15 protein-coding genes are annotated in these 19,702 nt (G+C 68.7%); 11 read left to right on the top strand and 4 right to left on the bottom strand.

Annotation, left to right across the window (positions count from 1 at the left end; all coding sequences use genetic code 11):
- Positions 1 to 153 precede the first annotated feature (153 nt).
- Positions 154 to 1,356 (top strand): substrate-binding domain-containing protein, encoded by a 1,203-nt coding sequence (locus tag NVV90_RS17075; RefSeq protein WP_258438434.1) that lies wholly within the window; start codon positions 154 to 156, stop codon positions 1,354 to 1,356.
- An 87-nt stretch (positions 1,357 to 1,443) separates the two neighbouring features.
- Here NVV90_RS17075 and NVV90_RS17080 read toward each other — a convergent pair whose 3' ends face one another.
- Both NVV90_RS17080 and aqpZ read right to left on the bottom strand, forming a co-directional pair.
- Positions 1,444 to 3,822 (bottom strand): polysaccharide lyase 8 family protein, encoded by a 2,379-nt coding sequence (locus NVV90_RS17080; protein WP_258438435.1) that lies wholly within the window; start codon positions 3,820 to 3,822, stop codon positions 1,444 to 1,446.
- A gap of 251 nt (positions 3,823 to 4,073) precedes the next feature.
- A complete protein-coding gene (gene aqpZ / locus NVV90_RS17085; protein ID WP_258438436.1) occupies positions 4,074 to 4,853 on the bottom strand; it encodes an aquaporin Z in 780 nt (259 codons plus the stop codon).
- Positions 4,854 to 5,087: 234 nt separating this feature from the next.
- On the opposite strand from aqpZ, the gene NVV90_RS17090 reads away from it, so the two are divergent.
- The 5 genes from NVV90_RS17090 (at position 5,088) to NVV90_RS17110 (ending at position 10,064) form a co-directional block, all read left to right on the top strand.
- Positions 5,088 to 6,131 carry an FAD-dependent monooxygenase gene (locus tag NVV90_RS17090; protein WP_258438437.1) on the top strand — a complete coding sequence of 348 codons (1,044 nt, stop codon included), beginning with the start codon at positions 5,088 to 5,090 and terminating at the stop codon, positions 6,129 to 6,131.
- A gap of 40 nt (positions 6,132 to 6,171) precedes the next feature.
- Positions 6,172 to 6,714, top strand: a complete 543-nt coding sequence (locus NVV90_RS17095; protein WP_258438438.1) for a TetR/AcrR family transcriptional regulator — start codon at positions 6,172 to 6,174, stop codon at positions 6,712 to 6,714.
- A gap of 125 nt (positions 6,715 to 6,839) precedes the next feature.
- Positions 6,840 to 7,682 (top strand): carbonic anhydrase, encoded by an 843-nt coding sequence (locus NVV90_RS17100; RefSeq protein ID WP_258438439.1) that lies wholly within the window; start codon positions 6,840 to 6,842, stop codon positions 7,680 to 7,682.
- 227 nt (positions 7,683 to 7,909) lie between these two features.
- Entirely contained in the window at positions 7,910 to 9,355 is a 1,446-nt protein-coding gene (locus NVV90_RS17105; protein WP_258438440.1) for an MFS transporter, read from the top strand.
- On the top strand, positions 9,345 to 10,064 hold the full coding sequence (locus tag NVV90_RS17110) for an aspartate/glutamate racemase family protein (protein ID WP_258438441.1): 720 nt from the start codon (positions 9,345 to 9,347) through the stop codon (positions 10,062 to 10,064). The genes NVV90_RS17105 and NVV90_RS17110 overlap by 11 nt, the downstream gene beginning before the upstream one ends.
- 94 nt (positions 10,065 to 10,158) lie before the next feature.
- On the opposite strand, the gene NVV90_RS17115 is transcribed toward NVV90_RS17110, so the two are convergent.
- Positions 10,159 to 11,091 (bottom strand): threonine/serine dehydratase, encoded by a 933-nt coding sequence (locus NVV90_RS17115; protein ID WP_258438442.1) that lies wholly within the window; start codon positions 11,089 to 11,091, stop codon positions 10,159 to 10,161.
- Between the two features lie 175 nt (positions 11,092 to 11,266).
- On the opposite strand from NVV90_RS17115, the gene NVV90_RS17120 reads away from it, so the two are divergent.
- Genes NVV90_RS17120 through NVV90_RS17140 form a run of 5 tightly spaced genes read left to right on the top strand, consistent with a single transcriptional unit; the run spans position 11,267 to position 17,955 of the window.
- Entirely contained in the window at positions 11,267 to 12,610 is a 1,344-nt protein-coding gene (locus tag NVV90_RS17120) for a cytosine permease (protein ID WP_258438443.1), read from the top strand.
- A gap of 49 nt (positions 12,611 to 12,659) precedes the next feature.
- Positions 12,660 to 14,219, top strand: a complete 1,560-nt coding sequence (locus tag NVV90_RS17125) for a hydantoinase/oxoprolinase family protein (protein ID WP_258441221.1) — start codon at positions 12,660 to 12,662, stop codon at positions 14,217 to 14,219.
- Positions 14,212 to 15,279, top strand: a complete 1,068-nt coding sequence (locus NVV90_RS17130) for a DUF917 domain-containing protein (RefSeq protein ID WP_258438444.1) — start codon at positions 14,212 to 14,214, stop codon at positions 15,277 to 15,279. The genes NVV90_RS17125 and NVV90_RS17130 overlap by 8 nt, the downstream gene beginning before the upstream one ends.
- 52 nt (positions 15,280 to 15,331) lie before the next feature.
- Positions 15,332 to 16,399 (top strand): DUF917 domain-containing protein, encoded by a 1,068-nt coding sequence (locus NVV90_RS17135; RefSeq protein WP_258438445.1) that lies wholly within the window; start codon positions 15,332 to 15,334, stop codon positions 16,397 to 16,399.
- Entirely contained in the window at positions 16,396 to 17,955 is a 1,560-nt protein-coding gene (locus NVV90_RS17140) for a PucR family transcriptional regulator (RefSeq protein ID WP_258438446.1), read from the top strand. The genes NVV90_RS17135 and NVV90_RS17140 overlap by 4 nt, the downstream gene beginning before the upstream one ends.
- Here the strand turns inward: NVV90_RS17140 and NVV90_RS17145 are convergent, their stop codons facing one another.
- Positions 17,956 to 19,626, bottom strand: coding sequence for a thiamine pyrophosphate-binding protein (locus tag NVV90_RS17145; RefSeq protein ID WP_258438447.1), 1,671 nt, complete (start codon positions 19,624 to 19,626; stop codon positions 17,956 to 17,958). It abuts the gene before it with no gap.
- Positions 19,627 to 19,702: the final 76 nt, after the last annotated feature.

A 19,702-nucleotide genomic window follows, 5' to 3' on the forward strand; every position in this document is an offset into this window, starting at 1 on the left:
ATTACTAGGCGGCACGGACCGGAGGATTCAAGGAGCATTGGCGATTCCCAAGGCGGAAGACCGTCCCCCGGAAGGAATCCCTGCCGATTACACCCTGAAAACTATCTTCCTGGTGGCCCATGATGGAAGGACCAGCTGAGGAAAGGAAGGGCCGTGGCCGCCGAAGTGCAGGGTGACAAGAGACGGGGCCGCCCGGACATCCGCGACGCGGCCAAGCAGAACCTGAAATTCCAGAACCTCAGCGACGATATCCGCCGTGGCATCCTGGCCGGCACGTGGGCCGTGGGCACCAAGCTGCCCACGGAGCAGCAGCTCTCGGACGAAACGGGCTTGTCCCTGACCACCGTCCGCCGGGCTTTCGAGGACCTCGTCCGCAAGGGCCTGGTGGTCCGCAGGCAGGGAGCCGGCAGCTTTGTGGCGGCCCCGCAGCGGCTGCAGAAGCGGACCCGGCACACCATCGGCGTGCTGCTGCCGGATACGCAGCTGTACTACCCCAGCGTGCTCCAGGGCATCGAGGAACACCTCTCGGCGCACGGTGCCAGCCTGCAGCTTTCCACCTACCACTACGATTTCACCCGGGAGAACGCCAGCATCCAGTTCCTCCTCGATGCCGAGGTGGACGGCCTCATCCTGGTGCCGACGCTGACCGGGATTGAGGACCCCCAGAGCCGGGTTGCCGAGCTGATGGCCCTGCCGGTGCCGGTGGTCCTGCTGGAGCGGAGCCTGGATGATCTGGGCCCCGGGGACCGGACGGAACACGTGTGTTCGGACCACCAAGGCGGAGCCTACGACGCCGTGATGCACCTCCACCGCCTGGGCCACCGCAGGATCGGGCTGCTGACGCGCGCCAACGAGGCCGCCCGCAGCAGCAACCCCACCCAGGCGGCGGTCATTGCCGGCTACACCAGCGCCATGAAGGCCCTCGGCCTGGCCGGAGATGGGCACGGCGACAGGACCGGGGACGGCGGGCAAACCATGGCCTTCAGCGCCACCAAGCCGGAGTGGGAGGCGGACCAGGCCGAGCACATGTTCGCCCAGCTGGCCGGCTGCGGGGCCACGGCTGCACTGGTCTTTGGCGACCGCGAGGCGGCGCTGCTGGAGGCCGTGGCCATGCGCCGCGGCGTCCGGATCCCGCAGGACCTGGCGCTGGTGTCCTACGACGACGAGATGGCCGACCTGGCACAGGTCCCCTTGACGGCGGTGTCTCCGGCCAAGCACAGGCTCGGCGTCATGGCCGCGGAAGTGCTGCTGCGCCGGCTCAACGAAGGGGATGCCTGTCCGCTGTACCAGGTGCGCCTCCGGCCCCGGATCGTGGTGCGGGATTCCTGCGGGGCAAAACTGCTGGCAAAGCACTGAGGCTGCCCGTTGCGAGGCCCGTTCTACGTCTGTTCGAGCTATTTGGGGACGTAGAGCGGGCCTCGCAACGCAGCGGTTCCGGACGGCCTACAGCGCCAGGAGCTTGAACGCCTGCGTCTGGCCGCCCAGCCCGGCGGTGGCGAGCGTCAGCGTCGCCCGGCCGGTGGCATCGGTGCCCAGCGTCCCTCCGGAGCCCTCCAGCACGGTGGCCCACTCGCCCGGCGGCAGGGTCAGGGTGAGGCTGGCGGCCTTCTGTGTAGGCTCGCTGACGGCCAGCGTGAGCACATCGCCGTGCCGGGAAAACACCACGCAGGCCGGGCCCGTCGACCCCAGATCCCCTGCGGTTCCGGGCTTCCAGAACGTCGCGGCCGTGGTTTTCCCGGCCTTGAACTCCACGCACTGCGCCGTGGCATCGTTGCGGAGGACCGTGTGGCTGTTGCCTTTGGCGAGCTCTTGGATGGCCTTGGGCGTTGCGCCGGGGGCCACCAGGTAGGCGTAGCTGCCGGCGGTGGTGCCGGCCCCGTGGTCGATGTAGAGGGTGGCGAAGTTGCGCTGCTGCACCGTGGTGCTGCCGTTGATGTTGACGCCGGACCAGCTGCCGGAGCGGGACTCCCGCAGCACGGTCAGCGGGGCGGAGTCCAGCACGGCATAACCGCCGAATCCTTCCAGGTGCACCCACCGCTCCTCGCTCAGCAGCTCAGCGCTGCCGGCGGTTCCGGCGATGGTGCCGGCCGCCGTCGTGAGCGCGTTGTTTCCCTGGTGGAGGTTCCGGTGGTCGATGACGCTTTCCACGCGTGCGCCGCTCCGGGTGCTGATGTCCGCGCCGAGGCACACGGCCACGTCCCCGCTGACGAACCAGGACTTGCGGGCGGTCAGTCCCGTGCCGCCCGGTCCCAGCAGGTGCTGCCCGACGGCGGCCACCTCACCCAGGGCGGTGGAGCCGGTCCATTCGTTCGCCGGGACGGCGGCGCCCCATTCGCCCTCCACCTTGTCCGGCAGGGGCGTGGTGTCCACGGTGATGCCGGGCAGGCGGCTGTAGTTGGCGGTTGCCCAGTACGCGTCATCGTATTGGCCCAGGTCAGCGGTGTAGAAGTAGGTCATGCCAGAGCCCGTGTGATACCCGCGGTTGTTCTCGCCGTTGCCGCATTCGTACCAGGCAATGCGGTTGCTGGCCAAGGACGTGGACATGGCCCAGCCCGGGCCGCGGTGCATGGTGCGGTCCATGGCGGGGAACAGCCGGTGGCCCGGGGCCTCCGCCACGGGGGCGATGCCGGTGGCCAGGAGTTCCTTGACCAGGGCCGTCCGGGGCACGCTGGCCCCTACAAGGATGGGGCGGTAGCTGTTGCGCGTGATCCAGCCCGCGCAGAGGCCGCGCCAGCGGGTGGCCGTGGCCGGATCCATGGCCCGGGCCAGGAGCAGGATGGCCTCGATGCCGGTGGCGGCGAGGGCGTAGCCGGTGTTGGCCTCCCGGCTGATGCTGCGCCCGCGCACGGAATCCACCATGGCCCCGTTGACGATGAGCGGTGCGAACGAGCCCTCCACGGCGTCGAAGAAGATGCTGCGGGACGGGTCCGAAACCTCGGAGGCCGTGCCGCCCAGCAGGGCGAAGAGCTTGGACAGGCCGTTGAGCAGGACGATCCCGTAGGAGCCGGTGTAGGGGGTGGTGCTGTGCTGGATGAAGGAGCCGTCGTGGAAGATGCCGTCACCCTTGGTGACGTACTGCCACACCTGGCTCAGCCCGGCGATGGCATGCTGGAGCTTGGTGGCGTCCTCTCCGGCCAGCGAGCGGATGATGATGCCTTGGCACAGGTCCACCCGATTGGCTCCCACGGACGTGATCTTGCCGCGCTTCGGCGGGAACTGCAGCCAGGGATCGGGCACAAAGTGGTCGATAGCCGCGCAGTACGCGTCCCGTTCCGCGGCGGACAGCTCATCGTGAAGGAGCACCATGGCATCCGCCAGGGCCCGGGGAACGCCGATTTCCCAGGACCACCAGTTGCCCACCTCGTCCTTGCCGGCGTTGTAGCACAGGGCGTTCGCGTCGGCCAGGCCTGCCTTGATGTCCGCCAGGACGGCCGCGTCGCCAAAGACCGCGGAGGTGGGCGTGGCCCAGGCCGTGGCGAGCTGCGAGAGCCGCGTGTAGGTGCTGACCATCTCGGCGTCCTTGGCGAATGAAAGGTCGGTGAAGACCGAGGTGCGGCCTGGTGCCCTGTTGAGCTTGGCCAGCGATGCCGCGGCGCCGCTGTTCAGCCCGGCGATGGCCTTGGCAAAGTCCGCGTCTCCGGCCTGGATCACGGTGCGGCCCGTGATCTGGTCCACCCAGCGGGCCCGCAGGGTGGCGAAATCCGCGGCACCCGGCTGATCTGTGGCCCAGGCGCTCTGCGCGAACATCGAGCTGACTGCGGCGGCGAGGGAGAGCGCGCCCGCCCCCTTGAGGACCGTTCTGCGGGAGATCTGTGGTGACACGGAGCTGCTCCTAACACTTGTGGGGGACGTGTTCCGGCTTCTTCGCCGGGTCCGGCCACTGACTTGCGTTGTAGTCAACGCGAAGCCGAAAGGAGGAATAAAGCAGTATCGGCGCCAGCCAGGGCGCGCTCCTTGTCCCATGCGGCAGGCCCGCCCCAAAATGAAGGACGGTGGCACCGGATTCCGGTGCCACCGCCCTTCGGGTCTTGGCGCGCTTGCAGCGTGCCTGGCTGTGTGGGGCGTGACGCCCCTCAGGCCTGCTTGCTGCCGAAGACCGTCTTGTAGAGCACGGCCGCCAGGGCCGCACCCGCGATGGGTGCCACGATGAACACCCACAGCTGCCCGAATGCCCAGCCCTCGGCATAGAGCGCCGTGGCGATGGAGCGGGCCGGGTTCACCGAGGTGTTGGTGACGGGGATGCTGATGAGGTGGATGAGCGTCAGGGTGAGGCCGATCGCGAGGGCCGCGAAGCCCGGCGTCGCGCGCTTGTCCGTGACGCCCAGGATGACCAGCAGGAACACGGCGGTGAGGACGGCTTCGATCACCAGCGCGGACACCAGGCCGAAGCCGCCCGGCGAGTGCTCGCCGAAGCCGTTGGAGGCGAAGCCGCCCGCACGGGCTGCATCGAAGAAGCCGTCCTTGCCGCCGGCGGCGATGGCCACGAGCAGGCTGGTGGCCAGGGCGCCGCCCACAATCTGGGCCACGATGTAGCCGGGGATGTCCTTGCTGGGGAACCGGCCGGCCAGTGCCACGCCGATGGTGACGGCCGGGTTGAAGTGTCCGCCGGAGATGTGGCCGAACGCGTAGGCTCCGGCCACCACCGTGAGGCCGAAGGCGAGCGCCACGCCCAGGAAACCGACCCCCAGGGTGTTGGAGGCTTCGGGGAATTTGGCGGCAAACAGGGCCGTGCCTACGCCGCCGAAGACCAGGATGAACGTGCCGATTGCTTCCGCCCCGAGGCGCGAAACCAGCGAGGGGCCGGCCTCAAGCTCCGCTGTCCGTGCTGCGGTCTGGGGTTTGCTGTTTGCCATGGTGCGCCTTTCGAGTGAATTCCGAGGAGAACTAACCGAGAATTGCGCCGGCAGGCGAGGGAAGAAGCTGCAGTTCCCCAATGCCTGGCAGCCATGGAGAGAGCATATCCAGCATTTCGGCAAAAATGACGGAATTGTCACAAGAGTTCATCGGGAATCTGCACCCACTGTGGACGCGCCCCTCCTTACTATGAAAGTAGTGACAGCTCACTATGTTTATAGTATTCTTCGTTCATGAAAGGTTCAGCAGTCATCATTGGCGCCGGCATCGCGGGACTCGCTGCCGGCAGGGCTTTGGTTGCTGAGGGTTGGGACGTCGCCATTCATGAGCGTCTCAGCGGACTCTCCACAGCAGGAACTGCGCTGGGGATTTGGCCAGACACATACAGGGCTCTTGAGGAACTCGGGGTCACCGAATTCCTCAATGAGACCATCACCACCTTTAGCCATTTCGAGATCCGGAACCCGGAAGGACGGGTCTTGGCGCGCCCACGCGTACCCGGTAACCTCCGCGGCCTCCGCCGTAAGGATCTGCTCGCGGGCCTCTATGCCGGCTTGCCCAATGGAACGGTGGTCTTTGATTCCGCCGTGGCAGAGTTGCACGAACTGCCGGCGGCCGACGTTGTGGTGGTGGCCGACGGCGTCCACAGCGCTGCTCGAAAGGCCGTCTTTCCCGCGGCCCGGCTGCGCGACCTCGGCACGTACGCCTTGCGGGGCACGCTCGATTTCACGCCAAATTCCCAATCAGAGACCTGGGGGCGGGGGAGGCTCTTCGGTTTCGGGGGTTACGCCGGCGGCGGCACAAACTGGTACGCCGGCCTTCGGAGCGAGTTGGCAGAGGTCAATGGCGGCGGCAACCTCGCATTACTCAAAGAGAAGTACCGCGGCTGGCACGCTGGCGTCTTGGAGGTCATCGACCACATCACGGAAGACGGGATCGACAGGCGCCACCTTGAAGACTTGGCGCCGCTGCGCAGCTATGTCAGCGGCAAATACGTCCTTGTGGGTGACGCCGCGCATGCCATGGCTCCCAATCTGGGGCGCGGCGGTTGCGAGGCACTCGTGGATGGCCTCGCGCTTGCCAAGGCGCTCACTGCGGGCAGGGGCGTCGAGGAAGCGCTGAGCCGCTATGACGCCGAGCGCCGTCGGCCCACCCAGCGGATCGTCGCAGGTTCTCGACTGATGAACAACATCGCCGCCGCGGAGAACTACCTGCCAGTACGCACGGCCGCCCTGGCCATGCTCGGCGTCGCCTTCCGGGGATCGTCCGAGGATTAGCCAAAACCGCCTACCCGGCCACTAGGTTTATAGTCGGCATATGACGCCAACCAAACTCCGTGCACTCGACGCTGCGATCGAGCTGCTCGGAACAGCGGGCCTGCGCGCTCTCACTCACGCCCGGGTGGACGATAGGGCAGGCATTCCGAAGGGCTCAACGTCCAACTACTTCCGCACGAGGGCAGCCCTCCTGAGCGGTGCCGTTGATCGGATCGTGGACCGTGAAATGTCGGAGATCGGCCCCGACCGTCCTCCGGCCTCGGCCTCAGAACTCGTTGAGATGCTCTGCCGACTGCTTGAGTCGGCGACCACGACTCACCGCACGCTGACGACGGCCCGCCTGGTCCTCTTCATGGAGGCCAGCCACAACCCGGCGCTCCGAGAGACCGTGTCCCGCGGCCGTGTCGCCATGGAGTCGGCATTCATTCCCGTGCTTGCCCTGCTCGGCGCGCAAGATCCGCAGACCGCCGCCTCAGCTATCGCGGCCAGCTACGAAGGCCTCCTCCTGCACCGCATAGCCCGGCACGACTGCACGGACCCACGCCCGACGTTCGAGCTTGTGGTGAGGGCCGCGCTCAGCTGAGCCCGGCGCCGGGTCACATCCTGTGCCCAGGGCTCGTGACAAGACCCGCCCCCGGCGCCCGTGGTACTCGTCGAAGGTCCGTCCGGGCCCTCCGGCGCGGACCCCACACGAAGCAAGGATGGAAAATGCGCAGCGCCACAATAATGACCAGGAAGTCTTTGATAGTCGGATCCGGCCTGGGGTTGCTGGCACTCGTCACCGGCTGCGGCAAGTCCGCCGCCGGTTCCGCCGCCGCCTCGCCGGCAGCCTCCGGCACCGTCTCCGGCACCGCTTCCGGAGCAGCCTCCGGCGCTCCCCACGCATGGTCCTACGAGGGCGCCGAGGGCCCCGAACACTGGGGCGCTTTGAACTCCGATTTCGGCTCCTGCTCCTCCGGCACCGCCCAGTCCCCCATCGACGTCCGCGGCGGCTCGGGCCCGTCCCCGGCACCGCTCACCCTGGGCTATTCGGCGTCGGAGTGCGAGATGACCGACAACGGCCACACCAGCGAGCTGCGGTCCCTCGCGGCCCAGGGCATCACGGTGGGCGGCAAGCAGTACGCGTTCAAGCAGATGCACTTCCACGCCCCCTCCGAGCACACGCTGGATGGCGTCCGGCACGAGGCCGAGTTCCACTTCGTCCACCAGGCCGACGACGGCGGGCTGGCCGTCGTCGGGATCCTCGCCAAGGCGGGGGCTGACAATGCGGCGTGGGCGCCGTTCACTGACAGGGTGCCCGCAGCCGGCAGGCAGAAGGTGGCGGCCGGCGTCGTGGACTTCCCGGCATTGTTCCCGGCGTCGCTGGACCACTTCGCATACGACGGCAGCCTGACCACGCCACCCTGCTCGGAAGGCGTCCGCTGGCTGCTGCTCGAGACCCCCGTGGAACTGGGAGCCGGGCAGCTCGCCGCACTGCGCGCGGCCCACGCGGGCAACAGCCGCCCGGTCCAGCCGCTCAACGGCAGGGACGTCACCACGGTCGATCAGTAGGGTCCAGCCCACGCAGCGCGCCCGACGGCGGCACGAGCGTGCCGCCGTCGGGCGCCGTGTTGCGAAAGCCTTCCGGTCACATTCGGATTCCTGGCAAGGTCTTGATCATTTGGGATCCCAAAGTGTAATCTCCATCACATTCCCTAATGTGATAATCCCATTCCGCATTATGGAACGCGTCCGACAGGCACGGACGATCCCCTTCAGAGCTCAGTAAGGAGCACACTGTGGACAAGGAACTTGCCCGGGAGTCCGCCGCATCACCGCGGACCGGCTCGCTGGCCAAACAAATCGAAGGCGCGTACCAGCGGATCGGCGTCACCGGCGCCCACCGGCAGATCGTCTTCATGATTCTTCTGGGCGTCTTCTTCGACGCCCTTGAGCAGAACGCCGTGGGCATCACCGGGCCCGTCCTGCGCCAGTCGTGGGGGCTCGGCGCCACGGAAATCGGCCTGCTCAACACCATGACCTTCACTGCGACAGCCCTCGGCAGGCTCGCCACGGGACTCATCGTGGACAAGTACGGGCGCCGCCAGATGCTGGTCATCAACTTGATGATCTTCGCCGGCGGCTCCCTGCTCTGTGCCGTCGCGCCCAATTACCCCATCCTCGCAGCGGGACGCTTCGTGGTCGGTTTCGGCCTGGGCGGCGAGATCGCGGTGGCCGTGATCATGATGGCGGAGTTCTTTGCCGCCAAACACCGCGGCACGGCCGTGGGGCTCATCAACGTGACGGCGGCAGGGCTGGGCAACATGCTGGCCCCGGCCTTCGGCATCCTGGTCTTCACCCTCTTTGACGGCCCGGACAAGTGGCGCTGGGTCTTCGGGCTGCTCTTCATCCCGGCCCTGCTGGTGATGTTCTTCCGCCGGTATGTCCCGGAAACGCCGCGCTTCCTGGCCTCCAAGGGCAGGATCGACGAAGCCAACCTGGTGATCACCCGCCTGGCCCGCGGCAAGCTGTCCGGACCCATCACCGACCCCGAACAGTTCATCACCGCAGTCCCTGACCCGGTGGCGGCGACATCGTCCGGGCACTGGAAGGACGCCCTCCGCGGCAAGCTGCTCAAGCGCACGGTGCTGCTGTGCATCGCGGTCTGCATGTCCTACGCCGCACAGATCTCCATGCTCACCCTGATGCCCACCATCCTGGTCTCGCGCGGCTACGCCGTGAACACGAGCCTGTGGTTCACCCTCATCATGCAGTCCGGCTCCCTCGTGGGGGCCGCGACGGCGGCATACCTCGCCAGCCGCCTGCCGCGCAAGAAGGTGCTGACGGCGGCGGCCATCCTGGGCTGCGTGGCGGGCCTGTCCATGGCGTTCCTGGCCAACGACATCGTGCTGGTTGTCGTCTTCGGCGTGCTGTTCAACTTCTCGGTCATCATCCTGAACACCACCATCTGGCTCTTCGCGCCGGAGCTCTACCCCACCAGCACCCGCGGCTTCGGCACCTCGATCATCCTGGCCGCAGGCTCGCTCTCGGGCGGCCTGTTCCCGCTGATCTCCGGTGCCGTGTTCGATTCCTCCGGCCTGCCGGGCATGTTCACCACACTCGCCGTCCTGTTCTGCATCCTGGCCATCGTGGTGCAGTTCCCGCCGGAGACCTTCGGCAAGCCGCTTGAGGAAGACGCGGACGCCGGTTCCGGCGACGAGGAGGCCGCGATCTATGGGCACTGATCCGTCCGGCCGCGTGGACGCAGGTGCCCAGAACGCGGGTGCCCGCCGCACTGTGCTGCTGGTCAATCCCAACACGAACGCGAAAACCACCGCGATGATGGCGGACCTTGCCGCGGCGGAGCTCGGACCGCGGGGCTTCGACGTCGTGGGCATCACCGCCGCGGCGGGGCCGGCGATGATCATCGACCCCGCTTCGCTGGCGGAATCCGCCGCGCATGTCAGGACGGCGGTGCTGGACTACCTGGCCGGTCCCGGCGGCGGTGCGGTGGCGGCGGTGATGGTTGCCGCCATCGGGGATCCTGGCCGGGAGCAGCTCAGCGAGGAGCTGGCCCTTCCGGTGGTGGGCATCGGCCAGGGCTCGATCCACGCGGCGTCACGCAACAACCGCAGCTTCGGCATGGCCACGAGCACCCCGCTGCTGGCCGGATCCTTGGCCGCGCTGGTGGCAGCACACGGCAAGTCTGAATGGTTCACCGGCGTCCGGCTGACTCCCTCGGAGCCGCTGGTGCTCGCCGCCGACCCCGAGCAGCAGTACCGGGAGCTGTCCGCCGCCGTCGGGGAATCCTCCGGGACGGACGGGGCACAGGCGGTCATCATCGCGGGAGGCCCGCTGAGCGCAACGGCGCGCAGGCTGGCCGAGAACTCCCGCGCCGAGATCATCCAGCCTGTGCCCGCTGCCTGCGCGCTGCTCCTGGAAATGCTCGGGTAGCGGGCCCCGACGGACCTGCACACGTCAAGGACAAACGCACCTGGTGTGGTGAACCGGGTGCGCTTGTCCCTGGCGGGTGCAGTCGTGGAGAGTGTCAGACCGTCGCGGGGTCCGTGTTCGCGCCGCAGAGGATCACGGCCACGCGTTCCCCCTCCGCCGGAACGTAGGCGCCGGAGTGCAGGGCGGCGAAGGCCGTGGCCGCGCCGTGCTCCACGATGATGCGATACTGCTCCCACAGCAGGGAGCGGGCGGCAACGATCTGCTCGTCGGAAACCAGCACGGAGCGGACGCCGGTCCGGACGGCCACCTGGAAGCCGATCCGGCCGACCTGCCGGGCCCCCAGGGAGTCCGCGGCGATCCCGGAAACGGCAACATCCACCGGGGCCCCGGCCGCGAGCGCCGCGTGGAGCGTGGGCGTGGTTTCGGATTCGACGCCCACCACGGTGGCCCGGCCCTCGACGGCGGCCGCGACCCCTGCCATGAGCCCGCCGCCGCCCACGGCCACCACCACGGTGTCCACCTCGCCCAGCTGCTCCAGCAGTTCGGTCCCGATGGTGCCGGCACCGGCGGCGATCTCGGGCTGGTCGTAGGCGTGGCAGTAGACGGCGCCTTTCTCGGCGGCGTAGGCCATCGCGGCGTCGTAGGCCTCGGAGTATTCGGCACCGCGCTGGACCACGTTGGCGCCGATGGCCCAGAGCTTCTTGACCTTCACGGCCGGGGCGGACTCGGGCACGAACACGGTGGCGGGCACGCCCAGGTGGGCCGCGGCGTAGGCGTTGGCGAGGCCGGCGTTGCCGCCGGAGGCCACCACGATGCCGACGTCGTCCTTCAGTTCGCCGCGCTCCCGGCAGGCCAGGACCCGGTTGAACGCACCCCGGGCCTTGAACGTGCCGGTGTGCTGCATGAACTCGCACTTGAGCCACACCTCGCCGGGGAACGAGCCGCGGTCCGCTTCCAGCACCGGGGTGACGCGGATCCTCCCGGCGATCCGGGCAGCGGCTTGCTCGACGTCGGTGCGTGTGATCATGGGAAGTCCTCGTTCCAGGTGGGTGTCGTGGCTGCCACCCTCAGGCTATCGCCTGTGCCCGGCTATGCGCGCTGCCCTGTTACCGGCAGGAAACAGGGCAACACGCACCGTGATGCTTGCCACATCCGGGCCTACGTTGGAGATCTCCCCAATCCTCACAACCTTGGAGGTCCCGATGGCAACAGCAGTCGGCCATGATGACTACGCACTTGAACGGGTACCGGCATCTGCGCGGTTCCACTGGTTCTCGGTAGCCACGCAACGCTTCGGCCAGCTCAGCTCGCTGGCAAGCTTCCTGCTCGGCGCCATCCTCGGCTTCGGCATGGACTTCTGGAGCGCCGTCCTTGCCATTACGCTCGGCTCCGTGATCCTGGAGATCGTCACGATTTTCACCGGAATTGCGGGGCAGCGCGAAGGGCTCTCGACGTCGGTGCTCGCCCGCTGGACCGGCTTCGGCGGCGCCGGCTCCTCCCTGATCGGCATAGCCATCAGCCTCAGCGCCATCGGCTGGTTCGGCATCCAGAACGCCGTCTCGGCGCAGGGGCTGGCCAGCCTCGTGGGGGTCCTGCCCGTGTGGGCCTGGGCGCTAGTCTTCGGCGTCCTGGTCACCGTGATCGTCATGTTCGGCATGTCGTCGATGGCCTGGACCGCATATGTCGCTGTCCCCGCGTTCCTCCTGCTGGCAGGCTGGTCCATCATTGCCGAGCTGTCCCGGCACAGCATCGGCGATCTCATGTCCGCGCCGCCCGCCGGCCCGGCTCTGACACTGGTGCAGGGCACCACCATCGTCGCCGGAGGCTTCATCGTGGGCGCCGTCATCACCCCGGACATGTCCCGCTTCAACCGTTCGGCCAAGGACGTCGTCAAGCAGACGGTCCTGGGAATCACCCTGGGTGAGTATGTCATCGGCCTGATCGGCGTCCTCCTGGCGCTCGCACTCAAGACGAACGACGTCGTCGCCATTGTCACCTCGACGTCGGGATTCATCGGCACCCTCATCGTCATTACCGCAACGCTGAAGATCAACGACTGGAACCTCTACGCGGCGTCGCTGGGCATCGTCAACTTCGCCGACCGCACACTGAAGCGCAATCTGCACCGCGGGGCCGTCACCTTGACGGTAGGCCTCATCGGCACCGCGCTGGGTGCGGCGGGCATCCTGGGCCGTTTCACGGACTTCCTCATCCTGCTCGGCGTCGTCTTCCCGCCCATCGCGGGCGTCATGGTGGCCGAGTACTTCGTGGTCCGCAAGTGGCGCGGCGAGCTGGAATCCAGCCGCAAGCTCGGCCGCCTGCCTGAGCACGCGCCCTCCTGGGTGCCGGCCACGATCGTGATCTGGGTGGTCTCCTCCGTGGTCGGCTACTTCGTGACCTGGGGCCTGCCGTCCATCAACTCCCTCGTGGTCGCCTTCGTCCTCTACATCATCGCCGGACGCCTTGGCCTCATCCGAGGCGTGGGCAGCACCAAGACCTACCCCGGCCACGAGCCGGCTTCCGTCCCGGCCCCGGCTGTCCCCTGAGGCTGAACCGGCCGTCCCCGAACCTGAAATCAAAGGAGAAACAGCCATGATGCGCATCGGCATAGACGTCGGAGGCACCAACACCGACGCGGTCCTCATGAACGGCACCAGCGTGCTGGCCGCCACAAAGACCCACACCACACCGGACGTCACCAGCGGCATCGTCAGTGCGCTGCGGCAGCTGAAGCAGGAAGCCAGCTTCGAGCCCGGTGACGTGGCGGCGGTCATGATCGGCACCACGCACTTCATCAATGCCCTGGTGGAGGGCAAGAACCTGACCCCGACGGCGGCCATCCGCTTCGGTCTTCCGGCCACCCGCGCGCTGCCGCCGCTGGTGGACTGGCCCGCCCGTTTGGTGGATGTCCTCGGCGGCCACAGCTACCTGTGCCACGGCGGCCACGAGTACGACGGCCGTGAGATCAGCCCCTTCGACGAGCGCGAGTTCCGGGACGTCCTGGACAAGGTGGCCGACGCCGGCGCCCGCTCCATTGCCCTGTCCTCCGTGTTTTCACCCATCAACGCCGAGTTCGAGCTGCGGGCCGCCCAGATCGTGGAGAGCGAGTATCCGGAACTCTCCGTCAGCCTTTCCCACGAGATCGGGCGGATGGGCCTGCTTGGGCGGGAAAACGCCACCATCATCAATGCGGCGCTCCGCGACCTCGCGGACCACGTCACGTCAGGCCTGAGCCGCACGGTTACCGAGGCCGGCATCAACGCGCCGGTGTACCTCAGCCAGAATGACGGCACCCTGATGGACATCGACTATGCCCGCCGCTACCCCGTGGCAACGTTCGCCTCGGGCCCCACCAACTCAATGCGCGGCGCGGCCTTCCTCTCCGGAGAGCAAAACTGCGCCGTCGTCGACGTCGGCGGCACCACTACCGACGTCGGGATCCTGCAGTCCGGGTTCCCCCGCGAGGCCTCCACCGACGTCGCCGTTGCCGGCGTCCAGACAAACTTCCGCATGCCGGACGTGCTTTCCATTGGCATCGGCGGCGGCAGCCTCGTCACGGCGCTCGACGGCGGGGTCCAGGTGGGGCCGGGCAGCGTCGGCTATGCGCTGACCGAACGTGCCTTGCTCTTCGGCGGGGACACGCTCACAGCCACCGACGTGGCCGCCGCCGCAGGACTGGTCCGGCTCGGTGACCAGGAACGCGTGGCTGGCTTGGACCCTTCGCTGGTGCAGGCGGCCCTGGAGCACATCGCCGCGCGGACAGCCGAAACGGTGGACCGGATGAGGACCTCGGCCGAACCTGTGCCGGTAGTGGTGGTGGGCGGCGGCGGGTTCCTGGTTCCGGACAACCTGGCCGGAGCCTCGGCGGTGCTGCGGCCGGAGCACGGCTCCGTGGCCAACGCCATCGGCGCGGCCATCGCCCAGGTGGGCGGCGAGGTGGACAGGGTCTTCTCCGTGGATCCGGGTAGCCGGGATTCGGTGCTCGACGCCGCGCGGCAGGAAGCGACGGACCGCGCCATCGCAGCCGGCGCACGGCCCGATTCCGTCTCGATCGTGGACATAGAAGAAGTTCCCTTGGCATATCTGCCCGGCAACGCAACGCGCATCCGGGTCAAGGTAGTCGGCAATCTGGCTCTAGGAGGCAACAATGCGTGAAATCGACGAAACCCAGATGCAGGACATCGCCCGCGGGGCGGCGGTCCTGGGAACCGGCGGCGGCGGCGACCCGTACGTGGGACGGCTCCTGGCCGAGCAGGCCCTGCGCCAGCATGGACCGGTAACGCTTCTCGATGTGGACGAACTGCCGGACGACGCCGTGGTGGTCCCCGTGGCCCTCATGGGCGCCCCCACCGTGATGCTGGAAAAGATGCCCGCGGGTGACGAGGCCACCAACGCCCTGCGCGCCGTCGAGCAGGCGATCGGCAAGCGCATCACGCACACTGTCTCCATAGAGGCAGGCGGCCTGAACTCCGTGACACCGTTCATCGCCGCGGCGGAACTGGGCCTGCCGCTCGTCGACGCGGACGCCATGGGCCGGGCCTTCCCCGAGCTGCAGATGGTCCTGCCCACGCTCAGCGGCATCCAGGCCAGCCCCCTGACCATGGCCGACGAACGCGGCAACGCCGTCACCATGCGGACGGTGGACAACGCGTGGGCCGAACGGCTGGCCCGCGCCATCACCGTGGAGATGGGCTGCACGGCCGCCGTCAGCCTGTACGTCCTCACCGGCCGGCAGATCAAGGACCTCATGGTCCCAGGCACCATCACGCTGTGCGAGCAGCTGGGGCAGGGCATCCGCGAGGCCCGCGAGCAGCACCGGGACCCGGTGGCGGCGGCCACCGCACTGTTGAAGGGCCGCAAGCTGTTCACCGGCAAGATCGTGGACATCCAGCGCAAAACCGTCGCCGGTTTCGCCCGCGGCGAGGCACACCTGGACGGTGTCGGCGAGGACACGGGCTCACGCTTCGAGCTTGCGTTCCAGAACGAGCACCTCGTGGCACGGCGCGACGGCGAAGTGGTCGCCAGCGTGCCGGACCTCATCTGCGTCCTTGACACGGATTCCGGCGAGCCGGTGACCACGGAGATGCTCCGCTACGGGGTGCGGGTCACCGTCCTGGCGGCCCCCTGCGACCCGCGCTGGCGCACCGAGGCGGCGCTGGAACTGGTGGGCCCTGGCTACTTCGGCTACGACCACGAGTACGTGCCGATCGGCTGAAGTGCCGTGCCACAATGATCACCATGACCACACAGTCCGTGCAACGGCAGCCGTGACCACAGGAACTCCAGGGGAGCGCCGGCTGGGCGTGGACGATGTATCTGCGCTCGCTGCCGGCGCGGGGTTGCTGGGTTCCGGCGGCGGCGGAGACGTCGCCGTCGGCGCCCGGCTGCTGCGCCATCTGCTCCAGGATGGAGCGCACACCCGCCTGGTGCAGGCCAGGAACCTGCCGGCGGACACCCTGGTGGTCCACATTGGCCTGGCCGGCGCGCCCGACGTCGTCGCGGAGCGGCCGCCAGGAGGAGAGGACTTCGCCAACGCCGTCGTGGCACTGGCAGGTGCCTTGCGCGAGCGCGTCGGCGCTATCGGTGTCATCGAGATCGGCGGCCTGAACGCCCTGATCCCGCTCGTGGCGGCACAGGTTCTGGGGCTGCCCGTGGTGGATGGAGACCTCATGGGGAGGGCCTTCCCCCGGATCAGCCAGACAACGTTGGCGGCCGCAGGCCACTCCGCCACACCCATGGCAGTGGTCGGAGCCGCCGGGGACTCCGTCATCATCGAATCACCCTCGATCGACTCGGCTGACCGGCTGATGCGCGCCAACGTCGCCGCTCTCGGCGGCGCCGCAGCCGTGGCGCTGTACCCGTGCAGGGCCGACACTCTGGCCGTCCACGGTCTCCCCGGTTCCGTCACCGCCTGCCTGGCGCTGGGACAGGCACTGGCCGCGGCTGCCGGCCTCAGCGTTTCAGAGCTGGCCGCCCGGCTGGGCGGCGAGCTGCTGTGCGAGGGCAGGGTGGACGAGATCCGGCCGCGACGGGGCGACACCCCAGGAAGCATCACGGTCATGGACCGGTCCGCCGGGCACATCGTCAGGGTCGACATGCTCGACGAGTACTTGAACGCTGCCATCGACGGCGCCTCCCGCGCATCGGCACCGGATGTCCTGGTGGTCATGGACCCGGTGACGTTCGTTCCCGTTCCGCCGGACAGGCTCCGCTCCGGGCAGTCCATCGCGCTGCTCTGCCTCCGGCCGATTCAAGGCTGGCCGGCCGGCTCGGAAGGACACATTGGCCTGGCCGCCTTCGGCATCGACTCCGGCCGGCCGGGTGCGGCCCCGTGACCGCCGGATACGCGCCGGTCAGCGTTCGCGAACTTCTCACCGAGACCGTGCTCGGCGGAGCCTCCGTGGTGGCCGGTGCCGACGGACTGGACCGGGCCGTGCGGGACCTGAGCTGGTACAGCGGTGAACTCCCGACGACGGCGGATGGTCACCTTGTGGTGTGCGCCGCGGCGGCCGTGAGCCCGGCGTACCGCCTGGAGGCCCTCGTCCGGCGCGCAGAGTCGGCCGGCGTGGCGGCGCTGCTGATTACCGCGGACGAGCAGCCGCCGCTCCTGTCCACCATCCGGCTGGCCGACCGGTTCGGCATCCCGGTGCTGTCCGTCGTCGGGGCCGATCTGGTCGAGTTGCTCCACCGGCTCACCATCCGGGTGCGCGCGCCGGAGGTGCAGCGGGCCCGGCTTATCGAGGACGTTGTCCGGCGCCTCAGCACCAAGACCGCCGCAGAGGACATCCTCGCCGCATTAAGCCTGGCGTTGTCGCAGCCAGTCTGGTTGCTGTCCTCGGACGGCTCGGCCATCCATGGCGAGCCAGTGAGCCTGCCGCCCACGCTCAGGCTGGACCTGACCGTGCCCCAGCACAGCGACCCGTCACCTGGCGGCCAGCTCCTGATCCACCCCGTGACTGAACCAGGCTCCACCCATGCCGCGGCCTGGCTTGCCTCACACTCGGCAGGCAGCGATGAGCAGCAGCGCACCGCCACGGCCAGCGCCCTGGCCGTCGCCGAGCCCTTTGTCCGGGCCTGGCTCACCAGCCAGCGCGCAGCAGCCGAACGCGATTCGGTGTTCCATGGACGCCTTCTCGCGGACCTCATCGCCGGACAGGACGTGGTGAGCCAGGATGTTGTGGAACGGGCGCTGTCCGCCGGCTGGCGGCTCCAGGACTGGCACGTGGGCATCCACCTGATCCGGACCGCGCGCACACCGGACCCCCTCCGGGATGACCCCCTGACAGCGCTGAGCAAGCTGCGGAGCGCCCTGGCCGCGCAGAAGCTCGACGGCCCTGTGGTGGACCGCGGCGATGGGTGGACAGTCTGGATCAGCAGTGCCACCGAACCGCCGTCCTCGGACGGCCGCCGTGTCCTGCGGTCAGTCCGCCTGATGCTTGCCGAGTTGCCCCGGCACTGGGAGGTGGTGGCCGGAGTGGGCCGGGTTCATCACGGCCCCGGCGGGCTGGCCAGTACCCTGCTGGAAGCACGGGATGCGGCAACGCTCGCCAGGACGCATGACTACCGCCCGGCCGCAGAACACATCGACGAGCTGGGCGTGGCCAGGCTTCTGGCGGCATGGCAGGATTCCGAGATCCTCCGGGCCTTCGCCGAGACCGCCTTGGCGCCGCTCCAAGGCATCGACGGCGGCCAGCTCCTGCGCACGCTGCAGGCCTACCTGGAAGCGGGCGGCTCGGTGTCAACCACGAGCCTTGTCCTGGGGCTCCACCGCAACACGGTGACGGCCCGCCTGCACCGCCTTCGCGAGCGGCTGGGCGTGGACCTGGACGATCCGAACCAGCGGCTTGCCCTGCAGCTGGCCTGCCGCAGCATCGAGACCGAACACGGCTAGTTAGCCCACCATCGCCTTGGCAGCCTGCGAGGCCTGCATCCACTCGCTCATCCACGGGGCCCGGACGCTCGACGTGATCCGGCAGTCGGCCACGAAGGTTCCCTTGGCGCCAGCATCGATCCAGTCCGTGAGCGCGGAAAGGTCCGACAGTGAACGGATGATCGCGGACTCGGCGCCGAGCGCGCGGGCGATGCCGCTGAAGTCCACCTCGGGGATCAGCATGGGCTTTTCGGTCAGGCCCTGGGACCCGTACTGGTGGATTTCGGCGCCGTAGGCGGCGTCGTTGTAGATCACCACGACGGCGCTGCTGGCCGCGCCAATGAGCGATTCGAGGTCGGACAGGCCCATCAGGAAACCGCCGTCGCCGGAGGCCAGCACCAGGGTGCGGCCGTCCTCCACTGCGCGGGCCGCCCCGACCGCGCTGGCAAGGCCCAGCCCGATGGCCTGGAAGGCGGTCCCCACCATGACCAGGTCCTGCGGCCTCGGGATGCGCCAGTACATGGGTGCCCAGCCGACGAAGTGCCCGCCGTCCTGGACCACCGTGCGGCGCTCCGGCAGCACGGCATCCAGTGCCGTGGCAAGGGAGCGCGGGTCCAGCCGGCCGTCCGGCGTCTCTGCTGAGCCTGGATGGTGCGCCGGTCCCTCGGCCAGGCGCCTGCGGGCTTCCGCGCGCCAGGCGTCCGAGCGGCCGGCGTTCGGCGAGGCCGGGCCAGCCAGCATCCGCAGGACGTGTCCTGCAGCAGACTTCACGTCCGCGCTGACGAACACATCCACCCGGGGGTGCGTCGGCTGCAGGGCGGTGTCGATCTGGATGACGGTGCTGTCCGGGCCGAGCAGGTGGCCGAAGCGCATGGTGAACTGGCTCAGGCTTGCCCCGGCCACCAGCACCACATCGGCCTCGCCCATGAGCCCGGCCGCGGTGTCCGTGCCGAAGCCGCCCGCGACGCCGAGGTAACCCTCGCCCTGGAGGAGGTTGAGCGCCAGGGCGGTTCCGGCGGTCAGGGCGCCCAGGCGGTCGGCGAGCTCCCGGAGCTCTGGGCCGGCTCCGGCGAGATGCGCACCGCGGCCGGCGAGGATCAGCGGCCGCTTCGCCCCGGCGAGCAGGCGGGCTGCCTGCCCGAGGCCGCCGTCGACGTCGTCCGTCACCTGTGGTGCGTGCGGCGCGGGAAGTTCCTCGTCCGCAGCCTCGAGTGCCGCGAGGTCGTAGGGAATGGCAATCACGACGGCGGTGCGCCTGGTGAGTGCGTACTCCACCGCCTGCTGGGTGATGGCGCCCGCGGCGTCGCGGGTGACGGTGAAGGTGGCCGCGCCGAGGCCCGCGGCGATGGCCGCCTGGTCCACGTCCTGGGGCCGGGCGCCGGTGCTGGGAGCGTCCCCGGTGACCAGCACCACGGGGATCTGGGCCTGGACCGCCTCGGCGAGGGCGGTGAGCGCGTTGGTGTAGCCGGGGCCGTAGGTGGTGGTGCCCGCGGCGAGACGACCCGACGCCCGGTAGTACGCGTCGGCCGCGGCGATGGCGGCGCCTTCATGGCGGACGGCGGAGAAGCGGAGGCCCAGCTTCTCCGCGGCGTCCAGGAAGTAGACGTTGCCGTTGCCCATCACGCCGAAGACATCGCTGAGATAGCTGCTGAGAACCTGCGCCACGCGGCCGGAGACGGTAAGTGAAGTCATGCAGGAATCTTGTGCACTGGCTCACAGATAGGCAAGAGAGCAATAATCAGTAGGGAGAATTATCAGTAGCTAACGG

It is taken from the genome of Arthrobacter sp. CJ23, assembly GCF_024741795.1.
In the GTDB taxonomy this organism is placed as follows: Bacteria; Actinomycetota; Actinomycetes; order Actinomycetales; family Micrococcaceae; genus Arthrobacter.

What these genes read in the sequence shown, in the direction of transcription:
- aqpZ (WP_258438436.1), bottom strand. Translation starts at nt 4,853, where the DNA reads ATGGCAAACAGCAAACCCCAGACCGCAGCACGGACAGCGGAGCTTGAG.
- NVV90_RS17090 (WP_258438437.1), top strand. Translation starts at nt 5,088, where the DNA reads ATGAAAGGTTCAGCAGTCATCATTGGCGCCGGCATCGCGGGACTCGCT.
- NVV90_RS17095 (WP_258438438.1), top strand. Translation starts at nt 6,172, where the DNA reads ATGACGCCAACCAAACTCCGTGCACTCGACGCTGCGATCGAGCTGCTC.
- NVV90_RS17100 (WP_258438439.1), top strand. Translation starts at nt 6,840, where the DNA reads ATGCGCAGCGCCACAATAATGACCAGGAAGTCTTTGATAGTCGGATCC.
- NVV90_RS17110 (WP_258438441.1), top strand. Translation starts at nt 9,345, where the DNA reads ATGGGCACTGATCCGTCCGGCCGCGTGGACGCAGGTGCCCAGAACGCG.
- NVV90_RS17115 (WP_258438442.1), bottom strand. Translation starts at nt 11,091, where the DNA reads ATGATCACACGCACCGACGTCGAGCAAGCCGCTGCCCGGATCGCCGGG.
- NVV90_RS17120 (WP_258438443.1), top strand. Translation starts at nt 11,267, where the DNA reads ATGGCAACAGCAGTCGGCCATGATGACTACGCACTTGAACGGGTACCG.
- NVV90_RS17125 (WP_258441221.1), top strand. Translation starts at nt 12,660, where the DNA reads ATGCGCATCGGCATAGACGTCGGAGGCACCAACACCGACGCGGTCCTC.
- NVV90_RS17130 (WP_258438444.1), top strand. Translation starts at nt 14,212, where the DNA reads ATGCGTGAAATCGACGAAACCCAGATGCAGGACATCGCCCGCGGGGCG.
- NVV90_RS17145 (WP_258438447.1), bottom strand. Translation starts at nt 19,626, where the DNA reads ATGACTTCACTTACCGTCTCCGGCCGCGTGGCGCAGGTTCTCAGCAGC.